Origin of the sequence: Kocuria rhizophila (genome assembly GCF_003667225.1) — a bacterium.
Classification (GTDB): domain Bacteria; phylum Actinomycetota; class Actinomycetes; order Actinomycetales; family Micrococcaceae; genus Kocuria; species Kocuria rhizophila.
In genome coordinates this window covers 1-13,935 of the sequence record NZ_RCOM01000017.1, presented here as the reverse complement: position 1 = coordinate 13,935, position 13,935 = coordinate 1, and the positions used below count along the sequence as shown (strand labels likewise).

Genomic DNA, 13,935 nt, shown 5'->3' with positions numbered 1-13,935 from the left:
GCAGCGACGCGCCGCGCACAGCACGAAAGGACCATCAGAGATGGCAGAGATCGAGTACCGGCTCCCGCAGAAGCGCGAGCTGGTGACCAGCATTCCCGGGCCCAAGTCCCAGGCGCTCGCCGAGCGCCGCGCACAGACCGTTGCCGCCGGCGTCGCCTCCTCCCTGCCCGTCTTCGCGGACGAGCTGGACGGCGGCGTGATCAAGGACGTGGACGGCAACCAGATGGTGGACCTGGGCTCCGGCATCGCTGTGACGTCCGTGGGTGCCTCCGCCCCCAAGGTGGTGGCGCGCGTCCAGGACGCGGTGGCCAAGTTCACCCACACGTGCTTCATGGTCACCCCGTACGAGGACTACGTGGCCGTGGGCGAGAAGATGGCGCAGCTGACCCCCGGGTCCTTCGACAAGCGCACCGCGCTGTTCACGTCGGGCTCCGAGGCCGTGGAGAACGCCGTGAAGATCGCGCGCGTGCACACCAAGCGGCAGGCGGTCGTCGTGTTCGACCACGCCTACCACGGGCGCACCAACCTCACCATGGCCATGACCGCCAAGGTGATGCCGTACAAGCAGGGCTTCGGACCGTTCGCCAACGAGGTCTACCGCGTGCCCATGTCCTACCCGTTCCGCGACCCCGAGGGCATGACGGGCGCCGACGCCGCGAAGCGCGCGCTCACCATGGTGGAGAAGCAGGTGGGCGCGGAGAACGTGGCCGCCGTGGTCATCGAGCCCATCCAGGGCGAGGGCGGCTTCATCGTCCCCGCCGAGGGCTTCCTGCCCGCACTGTCCTCGTGGTGCCGTGAGAACGGCGCCGTGTTCGTCGCGGACGAGGTCCAGGCCGGCATTGCCCGCACCGGCGCGTGGTTCGCGTCCGAGCACGAGGGTGTGGAGCCGGACCTGGTGACCTTTGCCAAGGGCATCGCGGGCGGCATGCCGCTGTCCGGCGTGGTGGGCCGCGCCGAGATCATGGACGCCGTGCACCCCGGCGGCCTGGGTGGAACATACGGTGGCAACCCCGTGGCGTGCGCCGCGGCCCTCGGCGCGCTGGAGACCATCGAGGAGTGGGGTCTCGTGGAGCGCGCGCGGGAGATCGAGAAGGTCATCCGCGAGGAGCTCGGCTCCGTGGCGGAGTCCTCCCCCGTGGTGGGAGACCTCCGCGGCCGCGGGGCGATGATCGCGCTCGAGTTCGTGAAGCCCGGCACCACGGAGCCCAACCCGGACGCCGCCAAGCAGATCGCCGCGCGCTGCCTCGAGCAGGGCGTCGCGATCCTCACGTGCGGCACGTACGGCAACATCGTGCGCCTGCTCCCGCCGCTGGTCATCGACATGGACCTGCTGCGCGACGCCCTCGGCGTGTTCGCCGCAGCCATCCAGGAGGCCGGCGCCTGATCCTGCTGATCTGACGCCTCGTGCACCGCGGGCGGCCACCGGTTCTCCGGTGGCCGCCCGTTCGCGTGCCGCTCGCCTGCACGGCACGACGACGCCGCGCGGCCCGGACCTGCTGCGGCACCGCGCCCGGTCCGGCACCGTTCCACGGGGGCCGGCCCGGACCTGCGGCAACGGTGCAGATCCACCCGTGCGCCGCACGGCGTACGACGACGCCGCCCGCGCCTCTCGTGTGGTAGAACTCACCTATCCGCACCCAGACCCGGCCGTTCTGCGGGCCCCGTTTCCAGCAGTCGAGAGGACCAGCCATGAGCACCGGCAAGGCACCACAGGGACCAGCACCGGCCGGCAGCTCTGCCGCCGCGGGCGGGGACTCCCCCGAGATCACACACAAGGCGCTGCGCTCGCGCCACGTCACCATGATCACGCTGGGCGGGATCATCGGAGCCAGCCTGTTCGTGGGCTCCGGCAACGTGATCCGCATGGTGGGCCCGGCCGCGGTGCTCTCCTACCTGCTGGGCGGGCTGCTCGTGTTCCTGGCCATGCGGATGCTCGGGGAGATGGCGGCGTCGCGCCCCGCCGTGGGCTCGTTCATGGAGTACGCGCGCGTGGGCCTGGGCGACTGGGCCGGGTACTTCGTGGGCTGGCTCTACTGGTACTTCTGGGTGGGTGTGATCGCGTTCGAGGCCGTGGTGGGCGGGTCGCTGCTCGCGGGGTGGTTCCCGGCCATGCCCGTGTGGCTGGGGTCCGTGATCCTGCTGCTGATCTTCACGGGTACCAACCTGATCTCCGTGCGCTCGTTCGGGGAGGTCGAGTTCTGGCTCGCGAGCGTCAAGGTGGCGGTGATCGTCGCGTTCCTGGTGGTGGGCACCCTCTTCGCGTTCGGGCTCTGGCCGGGCGCGGACTTCTCGATCCCCAACCTGTGGCAGCACGGCGGCTTCGCACCGCAGGGTGGCTGGGCCGTGATTTCGGGCGTGGCCGTGGTGATCTTCTCCTACTTCGGCACGGAGATCGCCGTGATGGCGGCCGCGGAGTCCGAGGACCCCGCCAGGGGCATCCGCCAGGCCACCGTGACCGTGGTGTGGCGCATCCTGATCTTCTTCGTGGGATCCATCCTGCTGATCGTGACCATCGTCCCGTGGAACCAGTTGCCGGATCCTGACGAGCAGGCACCGTTCGTGTACGTCTTCGACCTCTTCGGCGTCCCCGGCGCGGAGATGATCATGAGCATCGTCATCTTCACGGCGGTGTGCTCCGTGCTGAACTCCGGACTGTATTCCGCAGCGCGCATGTTCTCCGCTCTCGCGGGCGAGGGCCTGGCTCCGCGCATCGTGGCACGGAAGTCCAAGAACGGCGTCCCCGTGGTGGCCGTGCTCGCCTCCACCCTGGGCGGCTACGCGGCGGTGTTCGTGAACTTCCTGGCCCCGGAGTCCGGGATCTTCGACTTCATCATGAACTCGGCGGGTCTCGTGGCCCTGTTCGTGTACGTGTTCGTGGCGATCACCCAGATGAAGCTGCGCTCTCAGATGAGCCCCGAGGAGCGCGCGAACCTGAAGCTCAAGATGTGGCTGCACCCGTGGCTCGGCATCCTGGTGATCGTGGCCGTCGCGGGGATCGTGGTGGTCATGCTGGTCTCGGACGATGCAAGCCGCACCCAGGTGTGGACGAGCCTCGTGGCCGTCGCCGTGCTCGCCGTGTTCTGGCCGCTCGTGCGCCGCAACCTGCGACGCCGCCGGGCAGCCGACACCGCGGCTCCCGCCGCGACGCCCACGGCCTGATCCGCCACCGCCCACCGACCGCCCGAGAGGATCCCGTGGCGCACTTCCCCACCCTGACCGAGACCGTGGCCGCCCTGCGCCACGGCGAGACCACGAGTGAAGCCCTGACCTCCGCGGCACTGGATCGCATCGATGCGCTGAACGAGCACCTGGGGGCGTTCGTACGCGTTGAGCGGGAGGCCGCCCTGACCTCGGCGCGCGATGCGGACCAGCGGCTGCGCTGCGGGGGCCTCCTCGAAGCCCCTCGGGCACCGGCATCCGAGCAGTCCGGCGGAACCACCCGGCACGGCGAAACACGCACCTCCGCGGTCCCATCCCGGGGCCACGCGGAGGCGGCCGTCCTGCGCGGCGTCCCCCTGTCCCTGAAGGACGGGCACGACGTCGCCGGGATGCCCACCTCGTGGGGCTCGCTGACCGCGCGCGGGGAGGACGGAAGCATCCCGCGGGCGGAACGCTCGGACGAGCTCGCCGCCACCCTGCAGGACAGCGGAGCCGTGCTGCTCGGCAAGACCCAGGTGCCCGAGTTCCTGCTCAACTGCTACTCCGAGAACCGGGCATACCCTCCAGCGCGCAACCCCTTTGCCCTGGACTGCTCGGCGGGCGGCTCCTCCGGTGGCCAGGCCGCCGCTGTGGCCGCTGGCATCCTCCCCGCGGCCATCGGCTCGGACGGCGGCGGTTCCGTGCGGATCCCCGCTGCGGCATGCGGGCTCATCGGGCTAAAACCGAACCGGGGTCGGGTCCCCAGCAGCGATGCGCTGTCCAACGTCGGGCAGCTGGGGGTCAACGGACCCATCACCCGCACCGCCGCGGACGCCGCCCTGCTCCTGGACGTGCTGTGCCACACGCCGGGCCACGAGCGGATCGACCGGCCCGTGGTGGCCGTCCCGGAACCCTCGTTCTCGCAGGTCGTGGCGCGCACCCTGGCGGGGGACGCCCCCTGGGGAGACCGCTCCCTGCGCATCGGGGTGAGCACGGCCTCTCCGTTCGACGGCACGTACGAGATCATGGTCTCCCCGGAGGCGCGGGCCGCGCTGGACGAGGGGATCCGCGCGCTCGAGGCGCTGGGCCACACCGTGGAGGATGCTGACATCCACTACGACCCCGCCTACCCCGAAGCCTTCTCGCGGCTGTGGACCACTGCCATGGGCCAGCTGCCGCTCGACGGCGCCGAGCACCTGCTCACCGGGCTGGCCCGCTCGTTCCGCGAGCGTGCCCTGTCCCGCACCGCGGTGGAGCTCGCGGACGCCTTCGCCGTGCTGCGCGGCATCGAGGCGGACCTCATCCGCCAGTTCTCCCGGTTCGACATGATCCTCACGCCGGCCCTGGCCATGCCGCCACGGCCGGTGGGGTGGTTCCACGAGGGCTTCGACATCGCGGATCCGGCGGGCGCGGACCAGGACTACAGGCGCCAGTGCCAGTACACGCCGTGGACATCGGTGGTGAACGTGATCGGGCTGCCCGCGATCACGGTGCCCACCACGTGGCGCATCCCCGAGACCGGCGGATACCCGGGTCCGGTGCCCATGGGCGTCCAGCTCGTGGGGCGCGCGTCCGGTGAGGCGCAGCTGCTCGCGCTGGCCGCCCAGCTGAACCCGCCCACGACGCCGCACGCGCACCTCGTCGCCTGAGCGCACCTGCCCACGGAGGGCGGCAGCCCGGTCCGGCGCCCGCCCACTGGGCTGCTGACGGCCCACCGGTCCTGGGCTCCGCGGTCACACCGACGACGCGGCCCGGTCTGTGTAAGGGCTCGTGGCGTCCACGCCGCGCCGTCTCCCCGCGGGCAACGGCGGTTCGGCGCGGGAGGTGGCCGCGCGGCGTCGTCGTCCGCCGGGGCGGGGGCGGGGCCCGAAACCGAGCGGCGCACGGCCTGACGGGGCGCGCTTTCGGGACTAGGTTGGTGGCATGACCAACCGTGCGGGCACCGTTGCCCAACCCAGTGACCTCGTGGACATCGACGACCTCGTGGCGGCGTACTTCGACCGCACGCCGGATGCCGGGAACCCGGACCAGCGGGTGGTGTTCGGAACCTCCGGGCACCGCGGTTCCTCGCTGAAGACCTCGTTCAACGAGGACCACATCGCTGCGATCACGCAGGCGATCGTGGAGTACCGCGCCGGGCAGGGCATCACCGGCCCGCTGTTCATGGGCAAGGACACCCACGCGTTGTCCGGGCCCGCGCAGGACACCGCGCTGCAGGTGCTCGCCGCCAACGGTGTGCGCACCCTGCTGGACTCCCGGGACGGTTTCACGCCCACCCCGGCGCTGTCCCTCGCGATCCTCACGTACAACGCGTCCGGGCCCGAGGACCGCGCGGACGGGATCGTGATCACCCCGTCCCACAACCCGCCCACGGACGGCGGTTTCAAGTACAACCCCCCGCACGGCGGCCCCGCGGACACGGACGCCACCGGGTGGATCGCGGACCGCGCCAACGAGCTGATCGAGGCGGGCCTGGAGGGCGTGCGGCGCGTGCCCCTGGAGGAGGCGAAGGCCGCGGAGACCACCGGCACGTTCGACTTCCTGGACAGCTACGTCTCCACGTTGCCGGAGATCATCGACCTGGACGCCATCAAGGCCGCGGGGGTGCGCATCGGCGCGGACCCCATGGGCTCGGCCTCGGTGGCGTACTGGCAGGAGATCGGCGAGCGCTTCGGGCTGAACCTGGAGGTCGTGAACCCCACCGTGGATCCGCAGTGGGCGTTCATGACCCTGGACTGGGACGAGAAGATCCGCATGGACTGCTCCTCCCCCTCGGCCATGGCCTCTCTGATCGGGGCCCGGGACAAGTACGACATCGCCACGGGCAACGACGCGGACAGCGACCGCCACGGCATCGTGACCCCGGATGCTGGGCTCATGAACCCCAACCACTACCTCGCGGTGGCCATCGACTACCTCTACCGCACGCGCGACGGCTGGCGCGGTGACGCCGGGGTGGGCAAGACCCTGGTGTCCTCCTCGATCATCGACCGCGTGGCGCAGTCCCTGGGTCGCCGCCTGGACGAGGTGCCCGTGGGCTTCAAGTGGTTCGTGCCGGGCCTGCTGGACGGCTCCATCGGCTTCGGCGGGGAGGAGTCCGCCGGTGCCTCGTTCCTGCGCAGGGACGGCTCCGTGTGGACCACGGACAAGGACGGCATCATCCTGGCGCTGCTCGCCGCGGAGATGACCGCCACCACCGGCACAACCCCCTCCCAGCGCTACCGCGAGCTCACGGAGCAGTTCGGGGACCCCGTCTACCAGCGCATCGACGCCCCGGCGAACCGCGAGCAGAAGGCGGCGCTGACGAAGCTCTCCGCGGAGCAGGTCACCGCGGACACCCTGGCCGGTGAGCCCATCACCGCCAAGCTCACGGAGGCCCCCGGCAACGGTGCGGCGATCGGCGGGCTCAAGGTCACCACGGAGAACGCGTGGTTCGCGGCCCGCCCCTCCGGCACGGAGGACGTCTACAAGATCTACGCGGAGTCCTTCAAGGGCGAGGAGCACCTGAAGCAGGTGCAGCAGGAGGCCAAGGCTCTGGTGGACTCGGTCATCGGCTGAGGGCCGTGGTGCGGGGCTCCCGCACCGGCCTGCTGCGCAGGGGCCGCCGAGCGGTACGGGGTTCTCCCGTGCCGCTCGGCGGCCCCTCGTCGTGACCGAACGGCGCAGACGCTTGTGCGTGTCGGAGCGCTGTGCTGTGATGTTCCCGGATCAAGAAGCCCGACCATCAGCCCTCCGGCTGGTCGGCTGGCAACCGGTTGTTCGCACCCGGTGCCCCCGGAGGAAGATCCGCCGCCCGGCACCCGCCGCGCGGAAGTCTGCGAAAGGTCACCATTATGAGCAACTCTGCTCCCACTCCCGAACACCCGTGCGTCCACGCGGAGGGACACCCCGCCTGCCGGAGCTACCACCCGGGGCACAACGCGCACTACATCCAGGCCCGCCTGGCTTCCGGGAACCAGGACCGGTGGGTCCGGGTGGACCTGGGCGCCCCGCACGGGAACACGGTGCAGGCCACGTTCCCGGACGGCAGCACCCGGACCTGGTGGTGCCACGACCCCGCGCTGCTGGAGCGGTTCCACACGCTGCAGCACAGCGGGGCCGCGGCGTCGTTCGATCCTGGGACGTCACTCGCCACCGTGCCGACTTCACAGGGCAGGCTCGCCCTGCTGCACCCCGCGGTGGTCGACGGGCAGTGATGCCTTGGGCATGGGAAGGGGAGGACACCGGCGGCGAGCACGCCGCGTGCTGAGCCGCCGGCTCCTCCCGTAGGCTGGTCGGCCGGTGGTGCGCGCCGCAGGCGTGACCCACCGGCCGTTCCCGCCGACCCGCCCGGTCTGCGCCTTCGTGAAAGGAACCGAGCAGTGACTCCCTCCGCCAGCGCCACCTCCGACTCCCTGTCCCGGGCCGCCAAGCCGATCGAGGTCCGTGTGGGGCACCGCGAGCTGGTCATCCGTGGCCGGTACGAGACCCTGTCGATCGTCAACGACATCCTGATCGGCCTGATCTTCCTGGTGGGTTCGATCCTCTTCTTCCAGGACGCCACCGTCTACGCCGGGACGTGGCTGTTCGTGCTGGGCAGCGCACTCATGCTGGTCCGACCCAGCATCCGGATCACCCGGCGGGTGCACCTGCAGCGCATCGCCCCGGAATCAGCACCGGAGGACTCGCACGACTTCTGACCCGCCGCGCGGACCGTCCCGTGACCCGAACGTCCTGCGGGGCGCAGGCGTAGGCACGTTCCACCGGCTGCTGCCGCTGGACACGCCGTCGTCACATGGGAACACGCCGCACGGGTGATGTTGCGGGTGGGTGAGGTTGGCTATCTAATGAGGATCGACCCCCGCGACCCCAGGACGATCCCTCGCAGCGGGGGCAGACACTCAAGGATGAGCAACCCGCATGAGGCACACCCACGCCCAACCGGACCCCCGCACACTTCTCGGCCCGTCCAGCGTGCTGCAGGCCGAGCCCTGGCAGCACTTCCAGGCTGGTCTCTCGCGACGCACTCACACTCTTGACGGGGCCGGGTGGCACGCCCTCGTCGTCGAGGAGCGCTCCCGGGCCGGGGTGGTCTGGTACACCCCGTACGGCCCGGTCCTGGCGCACCCCGAGCTTCTGCCGGAGGCGCTGCGCGAGCTGCGGTACGCCGCGCATGATCACTCCGTGGCGTGGTTGCGGGTGGAGCCGCAGATGCCGTCCCCGGTGGGCACGGCCTTCGCGGCAGTCGTGCAGCGGCAGAACGCCACGGCACCGGCGATCGCCGCGGGTCTGCGCCGGCTCGGAGCGCGGCCGTCCCCGCGGGACATCCAGCCCGCGTACACGCGCTGGGTGGATCTCACCCGCGAGCCGGAGCAGATCCTGGCCGCCATGACGGGCACCAACCGCAACCTGTGGCGGCGCCACCGGGACAAGGGCATCACCCTGGCCTCGGACTCCCGCCCGGACGCCGCCGAGGCGGTGATCGAGCTGCAGCACCGCACCGCCGGGCGCAAGGGGGTCACGGCCCACAGCGAGGACTACCTCCGCACCGCCGCCCGCAGCCTGGGCGCCACGGGTAACTCCACGGCCTACACGAGCTCCGTGGACGGCACCGTGGTCAGCGCGCTGCTGACCTACGACTCCCCCACCACCCGGATCTTCGCACACTCCGGCATGGACGCGAGCGTGCGCAAGCTGCGCCCCAACCAGCCGCTCATCGCCCAGGCGCTGCTCGACGCCGCCGAGCAGGGTCTCGCGGTCGGCGACCTCTTCGGGATTGCCCCGTTGAGCGATCCCACCCACCCGTGGACCGGGTTCAGCGCGTTCAAACGCTCCTTCGGCGGTGCGGACGTGGCCCTGGGCGGCACGTGGGACGTTCCCGTGAGCAGCCCCCGCTACACGGCCTACCGCGCCGCGCGCCGCGCGAGGGACGAGGTGGGTTCTGCGCGCACGCGCGCCCGGGAGACGACCGGCCGCATCCGCGCCGGGCTGGCCGGCGGGATACATGCGGCGGAGGGGACACCCAGCGGGGCGTAGCCCCGCGAGCAGTGCCGCTCCGCGCCTCGGACCACGCGGCGCGCACCACGGGGTCCGCCCCGGGGCCTCGCGTCCTGGCGGCGCTGTGCGGCTCTGCGCGGCGCTGTGCGGCCCGCGAGCCGGGTCCGCTGCCGGGCGCCCCTCCGGAGAGGTCAGGGGGTCATCCCACCGGGTTCTCGGGGTCCCACGCCCGGGAGTAGAAGTCCGCGGAGCGCGAGTCCAGCAGCTGCTGGTACTCCTCCGGGTCCATCGCCTGCGCCGAGCCCTGGGGAGGCTCCTGCTGCCGGACGGACGTGCCGAGGCCCGCGGCGCCGTCGTGCACCGAGAGGCCCGCCGCCTCCAGGAGGGTGGGGTACATGGACAGCTGGTCCGCGCCGGCCCGCAGGGGCTGCCCGGCGGTCTCGCCCGGGATCCACACGCGGTTGAACACGGTGCGGTTGGGGTGGTGGTCCAGCTGCTCGTGGAAGGCGTCCCCCGCGCTCATGTGCTTGAGGTGGTCGCCCATGATCACCACGGACGTGTCCTCCAGGTAGCCCTGGGCCTTCATGTGCTCCACGAACCCGGCCACCTGGGTCATGGAGCACGCGAACACGGAGGTCACCTGGTTCTGGGTGTCCACGTCGCACGAGTTGTAGACGTGGACGGGTTCGTGGGTGTCCAGGGTCAGCATGGACAGGTTGAACGGCTGGCCTGTGCGCTCGGACTCGGCGTGCAGACGGTCCACCTCGTCCTTGGCGTGGGCCATGAGCCGCTCGTCGCTCAGGCCCCAGTCGCTGCGGAAGTTCTCCGCGGGCTCGCCCGCCGCGCGCCAGTCCTCCAGACCCTTGTCCTCGGTGTAGCCGTGGCTTCGCAGGAACGTGTCCTTGCCCGCGAAGGAGGAGTTGGCCCCGCCCAGGAACGTGTTGGTGTACCCGTGGTTCTGCAGCACGTCCCCCAGGCAGGTCACGCCGCCCAGGTACTGCTCCTGCCCGGCGCCGATGTCGGCGGAGCCTGCGTCACCCGACTCCTTGAGCGGGATCCCGCACTGCGTGGAGGCGATCCCGGCCATGGTCCAGCCACCGCCCTCGTACTGCTGGAAGTCCTCGACGCTGCGCCACCCGTCTTCGGGCCGGGTGACGTCCTCGAGCGGGGCGAAGGCGTTCTTCTCGAACAGCTGGTCGTCCGCGAGCGTGGCCTCCCCGGACTCCAGGTAGATGACCACCAGGTTGTGCTTGTCCGCGTCACTCGTGATGGTGGGCTGGACGTACGTGGAGCCGATGTCGTGAGGGGACTTCACGGCCTTGACGTACTGGGGCAGGTCCACCGCGGACGCGAAGCTCGTGCTCCCGGCCACGAACACCGCCGCCACGGTCACGGCGGAGGCGGAGCGCACGACGCCGCGGGGCGGTCGGGTGCCGTGCTCGCGTCGTGCTCTGCGCAGCCATGCCCGACGCGCGAGGGCGATGCCCACGGTGACCAGGACGGGAAGGACCCCGATGACCAGCACGGAGATCCACACCACGGACCCGCCGCCACCGTCCGTCTGCACGGACATCAGGTTCATGCGCATCTGCCCCACCGAGATCTGGCCCCAGTAGTGCCGGATGATCCCGCCCGCCGCGAGCAGAGTCAGTCCCAGCCAGATCAGGCCGTAGCAGAGCCCGCGGCCCGTCCAGCGGCCCACTCGCCTGCCCACGCGCAGAAAACCCTCGGACATGTCTGGACCTCGTGTTCCTGGATCATCCGGTGCCAACCTGCACCGCCGCGGCCCGGGCATGGTGTGCCGCCGCGTTCGCGTTCGTGTTTCTTCAAGGGTAGGACATGTTCCGGTCACCTGCTGTTCACCTTGTGAGCCCGCGACGGCGCCGGACACGGCAGGGGACCCGCTGCCCGGGGCGGCCGTCGGTCGGTCCAGCGCGAGGCTGATGCTGTCCGCGGCCGGCCCGGGGAGCGTCCGTTCCGGTCAGCTCGCGTGGGTGAGCGCCTGCACCCAGACGGCCTCCGCCACGAGGATGCCGAGGTCCACAGCCTCGCCACCGGCTGCGTCCGTTCCCGCGGTGCCGGTCGGTCTCCGCGTGTGCCGAGCGGCGGACGAGCCGCCCCCCGGAACGCGAGTGTCCGGCGCGGCGGAGCAGCTGTCCCCCGGCAAATCCGCATCCCGCGAGTCGCGCGAACCGCCCCCGGGAAGGTGAGCCTCCGGCGTCGTTCCCCCTGCGGCCACGCGCACCCTCACCGTGGCGCTGCGGGCCGGACCCGGAAGCACCCGCAGCACCGCGCCCGGCCGGATCCCCGCCTCCGCGAGCACCCGCAGGGTCTCGGGACTCTCGTCCGAGACGCGCGTGACCCGCACGGGCTCCGGGTGGGTCACGTCCGCGAGCGGAACGGCCGGGGCGGGGGTGACCACCCCGTCCCGTGAGGGGATCGCGTCCCCGTGCGGATCCTCGGACGGGTGGCCGAGCTTGGCGTCCACCCGGTCGATGAAACGGTCGGTGACGGCGTGCTCAAGCACTTCGGCCTCGTCGTGGATCTCGTCCCACGCGTAGCCCAGCTCGGTGGCCAGGAACATCTCCAGGATCCGGTGGCGGCGCACCATGTGCACGGCCACGTCACGCCCCTGCTCGGTGAGCTCCACGACCCCGTACGCGGGCCGGGTCACCAGGCCCTGCGCGGTGAGCTTCTTCAGCGCCTCCGAGACGGTGGAGGCCGCCAGGCCCATGCGCGCGGCCAACGAGGTGGTGGTCACCCGCTCCGGCTCCCACTCGCCCAGCCGCCAGATGGTCTTCAGGTAGTCCTGGGTGGACGGGCTCAGCTCTGCGGGGTGCACGGGTTCAGGCTAGCGGCCCGTGGCGCTCAGCGCGGTGTACTCGTCCCGCACCTGCAGGCCCGTGCGGACCTCGTCCAGCGCGGGTTCCAGGAACGTGGTGCGGTAGGTGGCGTCCGTGCCAATGCTCACGATGAAGTTCAGGGCGCTGAACGCGGCCAGCACCAGGCAGACCTGCACGAGGGGCTTGGTGAAGGGCAGGGACGCGAACACGCCGCCGAGGGACTCCGGCGGACTGCCGATCCACTGCGTGGCCGTCACCGGAGACACCGAGAGCACCCCGAAGACCACGTAGAACACGAACACCACCACGCCCAGCAGGGTCACCTGGATGAGGCTGATGAGCACGCACATTGCGGTGATGTTGACGCGTTCGGAGAACCGCAGGTCCCGGGCCCCGGAACGGTCGTCGTACGTGCGGATGATCTGGGAGATCTCGTCCCGGGCGTTGAGCGTGGCCAGCGCGATCCCCAGGGCCGCCATGACCCCCACAATTGCCCACGTTCGCCTCATGGACAGCTGCGCCACCACCTGCCAGATCTCCGCGTTGAAGAAGGAGAACAGCAGCGCGAGCATCAGGATGGGCAGCACCCGGCCCACCATGGACCCCAGGTGGTTGAGCTCCCGCGCCGCCCGGCGGAACGCCCACGTGGTCACGGTGCCCACACCCAGGTAGGAGCCGAGCAGCACCACCGCCAGGAGCACGAGCGTCTCCGCGAACCCGGACCCGCCACCCACCGGGCCCAGCCAGGGCAGCAGCATCAGGCCCACCACCGCCAGGACACCCCACACGGTCCGCACCACCGGAGGGCACCACCGCAGCACCAGGCTCGCGAGCCACCACACCACGGGGAAGCAGAACATCACCAGGGTGCCCGTGCCGAGGGCCACCATGACGTCCTCGGAGGGGTTCTCCAGCTGCGCGGGGGTGAGCCCGCGCACGGCGGCATCCGCGATGGTGTCCCCCAGCAGGAGAGTCAGGACCCCCAGCAGCGCGGGGGCACTGCGGGCCAGCAGTCCCTGCAGTCGTGCTCGCGGTTCCAGCACGAGGGGCAGGCCCATGCGGCGCAGGGTGGCGCGGAGAGTCTCAACCTGGGGTCCGGGGCGGTGCACGTGGCTGGGCATGGGTTCATCCTCGCGGACGAGCCGCCGGGGGGCCAGCAACGGCGCGACAGGCGGCGCCTTTCCCGGGCGGGGCGGCGCCCGCGGCACCGCCCTCGGCCGGCCCACCTCACACGGTCCCCGGCAGCCCCTTCACAATCTCCATGGTCCGCACGCTCACCGTGGTCACGCGCTTGACGAGGTCCACGATGTAGCGGGGGTTCTCGTGCTCCAGCGCCCAGTCGTTGGGGTCGTTCACGATCCCCGACGCCTTGTCCGTCTTCACCCGGTACCGGTCCAGTAGCCACTCCAACCCCGAGCGCGAGCCCAGCATGTACTCGTGCGCCGCCTCCGGGATGCCGCTGAGCGTGATGTTGCCGTTGTACACGATCACCGAACGGTCCTTGGCCCTGCCCGTGCCGCCCCAGCGCATCTTCGTGACCTGGTAGAACGCGGGGTCGGACTCGTCGCCCGTGCTGTGGGACTCGGTCAGCGGGTACGGCTCCACGGTCTCGTAGCCGATGTGGAGGTCCATGAGCTCGCGCCCCGCCCGCGCGTACGCGCGGAAGTTCTCGGCGGAGCCGGGCAGCGGGATGCGCGGAAGCTGCCGCTTGAGGTCCGCCGCGTACTTCTGGCGGTAGGCCGGGTCGTGCAGCTGCGCGTACACGCTCGCGAAGATCTCGTCCTTGCTCACGCCCTCCCCGAACGCCTCCGTGTAGCGCGCCAGGGTCTCGTCCGTCACGTTGTCGATCCGCCGGTACCCACCCACGACGACGCCGCTCTCGCCCCCGCCCAGCCCCAGGTCCAGTTCCGTGGGATTCTCGTTCTCGGCGGGGGGGCCCCGGGGGTCGTAGGGGTAGCGGGGGAAGAACCGGCCCGCC

Annotated in this window: 11 protein-coding genes and 1 riboswitch; of the genes, 7 read left to right on the top strand and 4 right to left on the bottom strand. The window is 71.3% G+C overall.

All coding sequences use genetic code 11. From position 1 onward, the window contains the following. The first annotated feature begins 40 nt into the window (after positions 1 to 40). The 7 genes from gabT (at position 41) to D9R02_RS04345 (ending at position 9,153) form a co-directional block, all read left to right on the top strand. Positions 41 to 1,384, top strand: a complete 1,344-nt coding sequence (gene gabT, locus D9R02_RS04375; RefSeq protein ID WP_121566413.1) for a 4-aminobutyrate--2-oxoglutarate transaminase — start codon at positions 41 to 43, stop codon at positions 1,382 to 1,384. Positions 1,385 to 1,689: 305 nt separating this feature from the next. Beyond that, positions 1,690 to 3,159, top strand: a complete 1,470-nt coding sequence (locus D9R02_RS04370) for an amino acid permease (RefSeq protein ID WP_019310573.1) — start codon at positions 1,690 to 1,692, stop codon at positions 3,157 to 3,159. Positions 3,160 to 3,194: 35 nt separating this feature from the next. After that, positions 3,195 to 4,787 carry an amidase gene (locus tag D9R02_RS04365; RefSeq protein ID WP_121566412.1) on the top strand — a complete coding sequence of 531 codons (1,593 nt, stop codon included), beginning with the start codon at positions 3,195 to 3,197 and terminating at the stop codon, positions 4,785 to 4,787. A 274-nt stretch (positions 4,788 to 5,061) separates the two neighbouring features. Then, positions 5,062 to 6,696, top strand: coding sequence for a phosphoglucomutase (alpha-D-glucose-1,6-bisphosphate-dependent) (gene pgm, locus D9R02_RS04360; RefSeq protein WP_121566411.1), 1,635 nt, complete (start codon positions 5,062 to 5,064; stop codon positions 6,694 to 6,696). A gap of 148 nt (positions 6,697 to 6,844) precedes the next feature. Beyond that, a riboswitch (SAM riboswitch) is annotated at positions 6,845 to 6,960 on the top strand. 11 nt (positions 6,961 to 6,971) lie between these two features. Next, positions 6,972 to 7,334 carry a hypothetical protein gene (locus D9R02_RS04355; RefSeq protein ID WP_039101022.1) on the top strand — a complete coding sequence of 121 codons (363 nt, stop codon included), beginning with the start codon at positions 6,972 to 6,974 and terminating at the stop codon, positions 7,332 to 7,334. A 165-nt stretch (positions 7,335 to 7,499) separates the two neighbouring features. Further along, the gene (locus tag D9R02_RS04350) at positions 7,500 to 7,817 is read left to right on the top strand and encodes a YrhK family protein (RefSeq protein WP_082019261.1); all 318 of its coding nucleotides are present in this window, start codon (positions 7,500 to 7,502) and stop codon (positions 7,815 to 7,817) included. A 220-nt stretch (positions 7,818 to 8,037) separates the two neighbouring features. Continuing rightward, positions 8,038 to 9,153, top strand: a complete 1,116-nt coding sequence (locus tag D9R02_RS04345) for a lipid II:glycine glycyltransferase FemX (protein ID WP_121566410.1) — start codon at positions 8,038 to 8,040, stop codon at positions 9,151 to 9,153. Positions 9,154 to 9,313: 160 nt separating this feature from the next. On the opposite strand, the gene D9R02_RS04340 is transcribed toward D9R02_RS04345, so the two are convergent. From D9R02_RS04340 to D9R02_RS04325, 4 genes are all read right to left on the bottom strand, one after another. Further along, a complete protein-coding gene (locus tag D9R02_RS04340) occupies positions 9,314 to 10,849 on the bottom strand; it encodes an LTA synthase family protein (protein ID WP_121566409.1) in 1,536 nt (511 codons plus the stop codon). A 246-nt stretch (positions 10,850 to 11,095) separates the two neighbouring features. Beyond that, positions 11,096 to 11,956 (bottom strand): metal-dependent transcriptional regulator, encoded by an 861-nt coding sequence (locus D9R02_RS04335; RefSeq protein WP_102613587.1) that lies wholly within the window; start codon positions 11,954 to 11,956, stop codon positions 11,096 to 11,098. A gap of 9 nt (positions 11,957 to 11,965) precedes the next feature. Beyond that, positions 11,966 to 13,078 (bottom strand): hypothetical protein, encoded by a 1,113-nt coding sequence (locus D9R02_RS04330; protein WP_121566408.1) that lies wholly within the window; start codon positions 13,076 to 13,078, stop codon positions 11,966 to 11,968. A gap of 106 nt (positions 13,079 to 13,184) precedes the next feature. Beyond that, positions 13,185 to 13,935 (bottom strand): type ISP restriction/modification enzyme (locus D9R02_RS04325; RefSeq protein WP_310793804.1); only part of this gene is annotated, 751 nt, incomplete at its 5' end.

What these genes read in the sequence shown, in the direction of transcription:
- gabT (WP_121566413.1), top strand. Translation starts at nt 41, where the DNA reads ATGGCAGAGATCGAGTACCGGCTCCCGCAGAAGCGCGAGCTGGTGACC.
- D9R02_RS04370 (WP_019310573.1), top strand. Translation starts at nt 1,690, where the DNA reads ATGAGCACCGGCAAGGCACCACAGGGACCAGCACCGGCCGGCAGCTCT.
- pgm (WP_121566411.1), top strand. Translation starts at nt 5,062, where the DNA reads ATGACCAACCGTGCGGGCACCGTTGCCCAACCCAGTGACCTCGTGGAC.
- D9R02_RS04355 (WP_039101022.1), top strand. Translation starts at nt 6,972, where the DNA reads ATGAGCAACTCTGCTCCCACTCCCGAACACCCGTGCGTCCACGCGGAG.
- D9R02_RS04345 (WP_121566410.1), top strand. Translation starts at nt 8,038, where the DNA reads ATGAGGCACACCCACGCCCAACCGGACCCCCGCACACTTCTCGGCCCG.
- D9R02_RS04340 (WP_121566409.1), bottom strand. Translation starts at nt 10,849, where the DNA reads ATGTCCGAGGGTTTTCTGCGCGTGGGCAGGCGAGTGGGCCGCTGGACG.
- D9R02_RS04330 (WP_121566408.1), bottom strand. Translation starts at nt 13,078, where the DNA reads ATGCCCAGCCACGTGCACCGCCCCGGACCCCAGGTTGAGACTCTCCGC.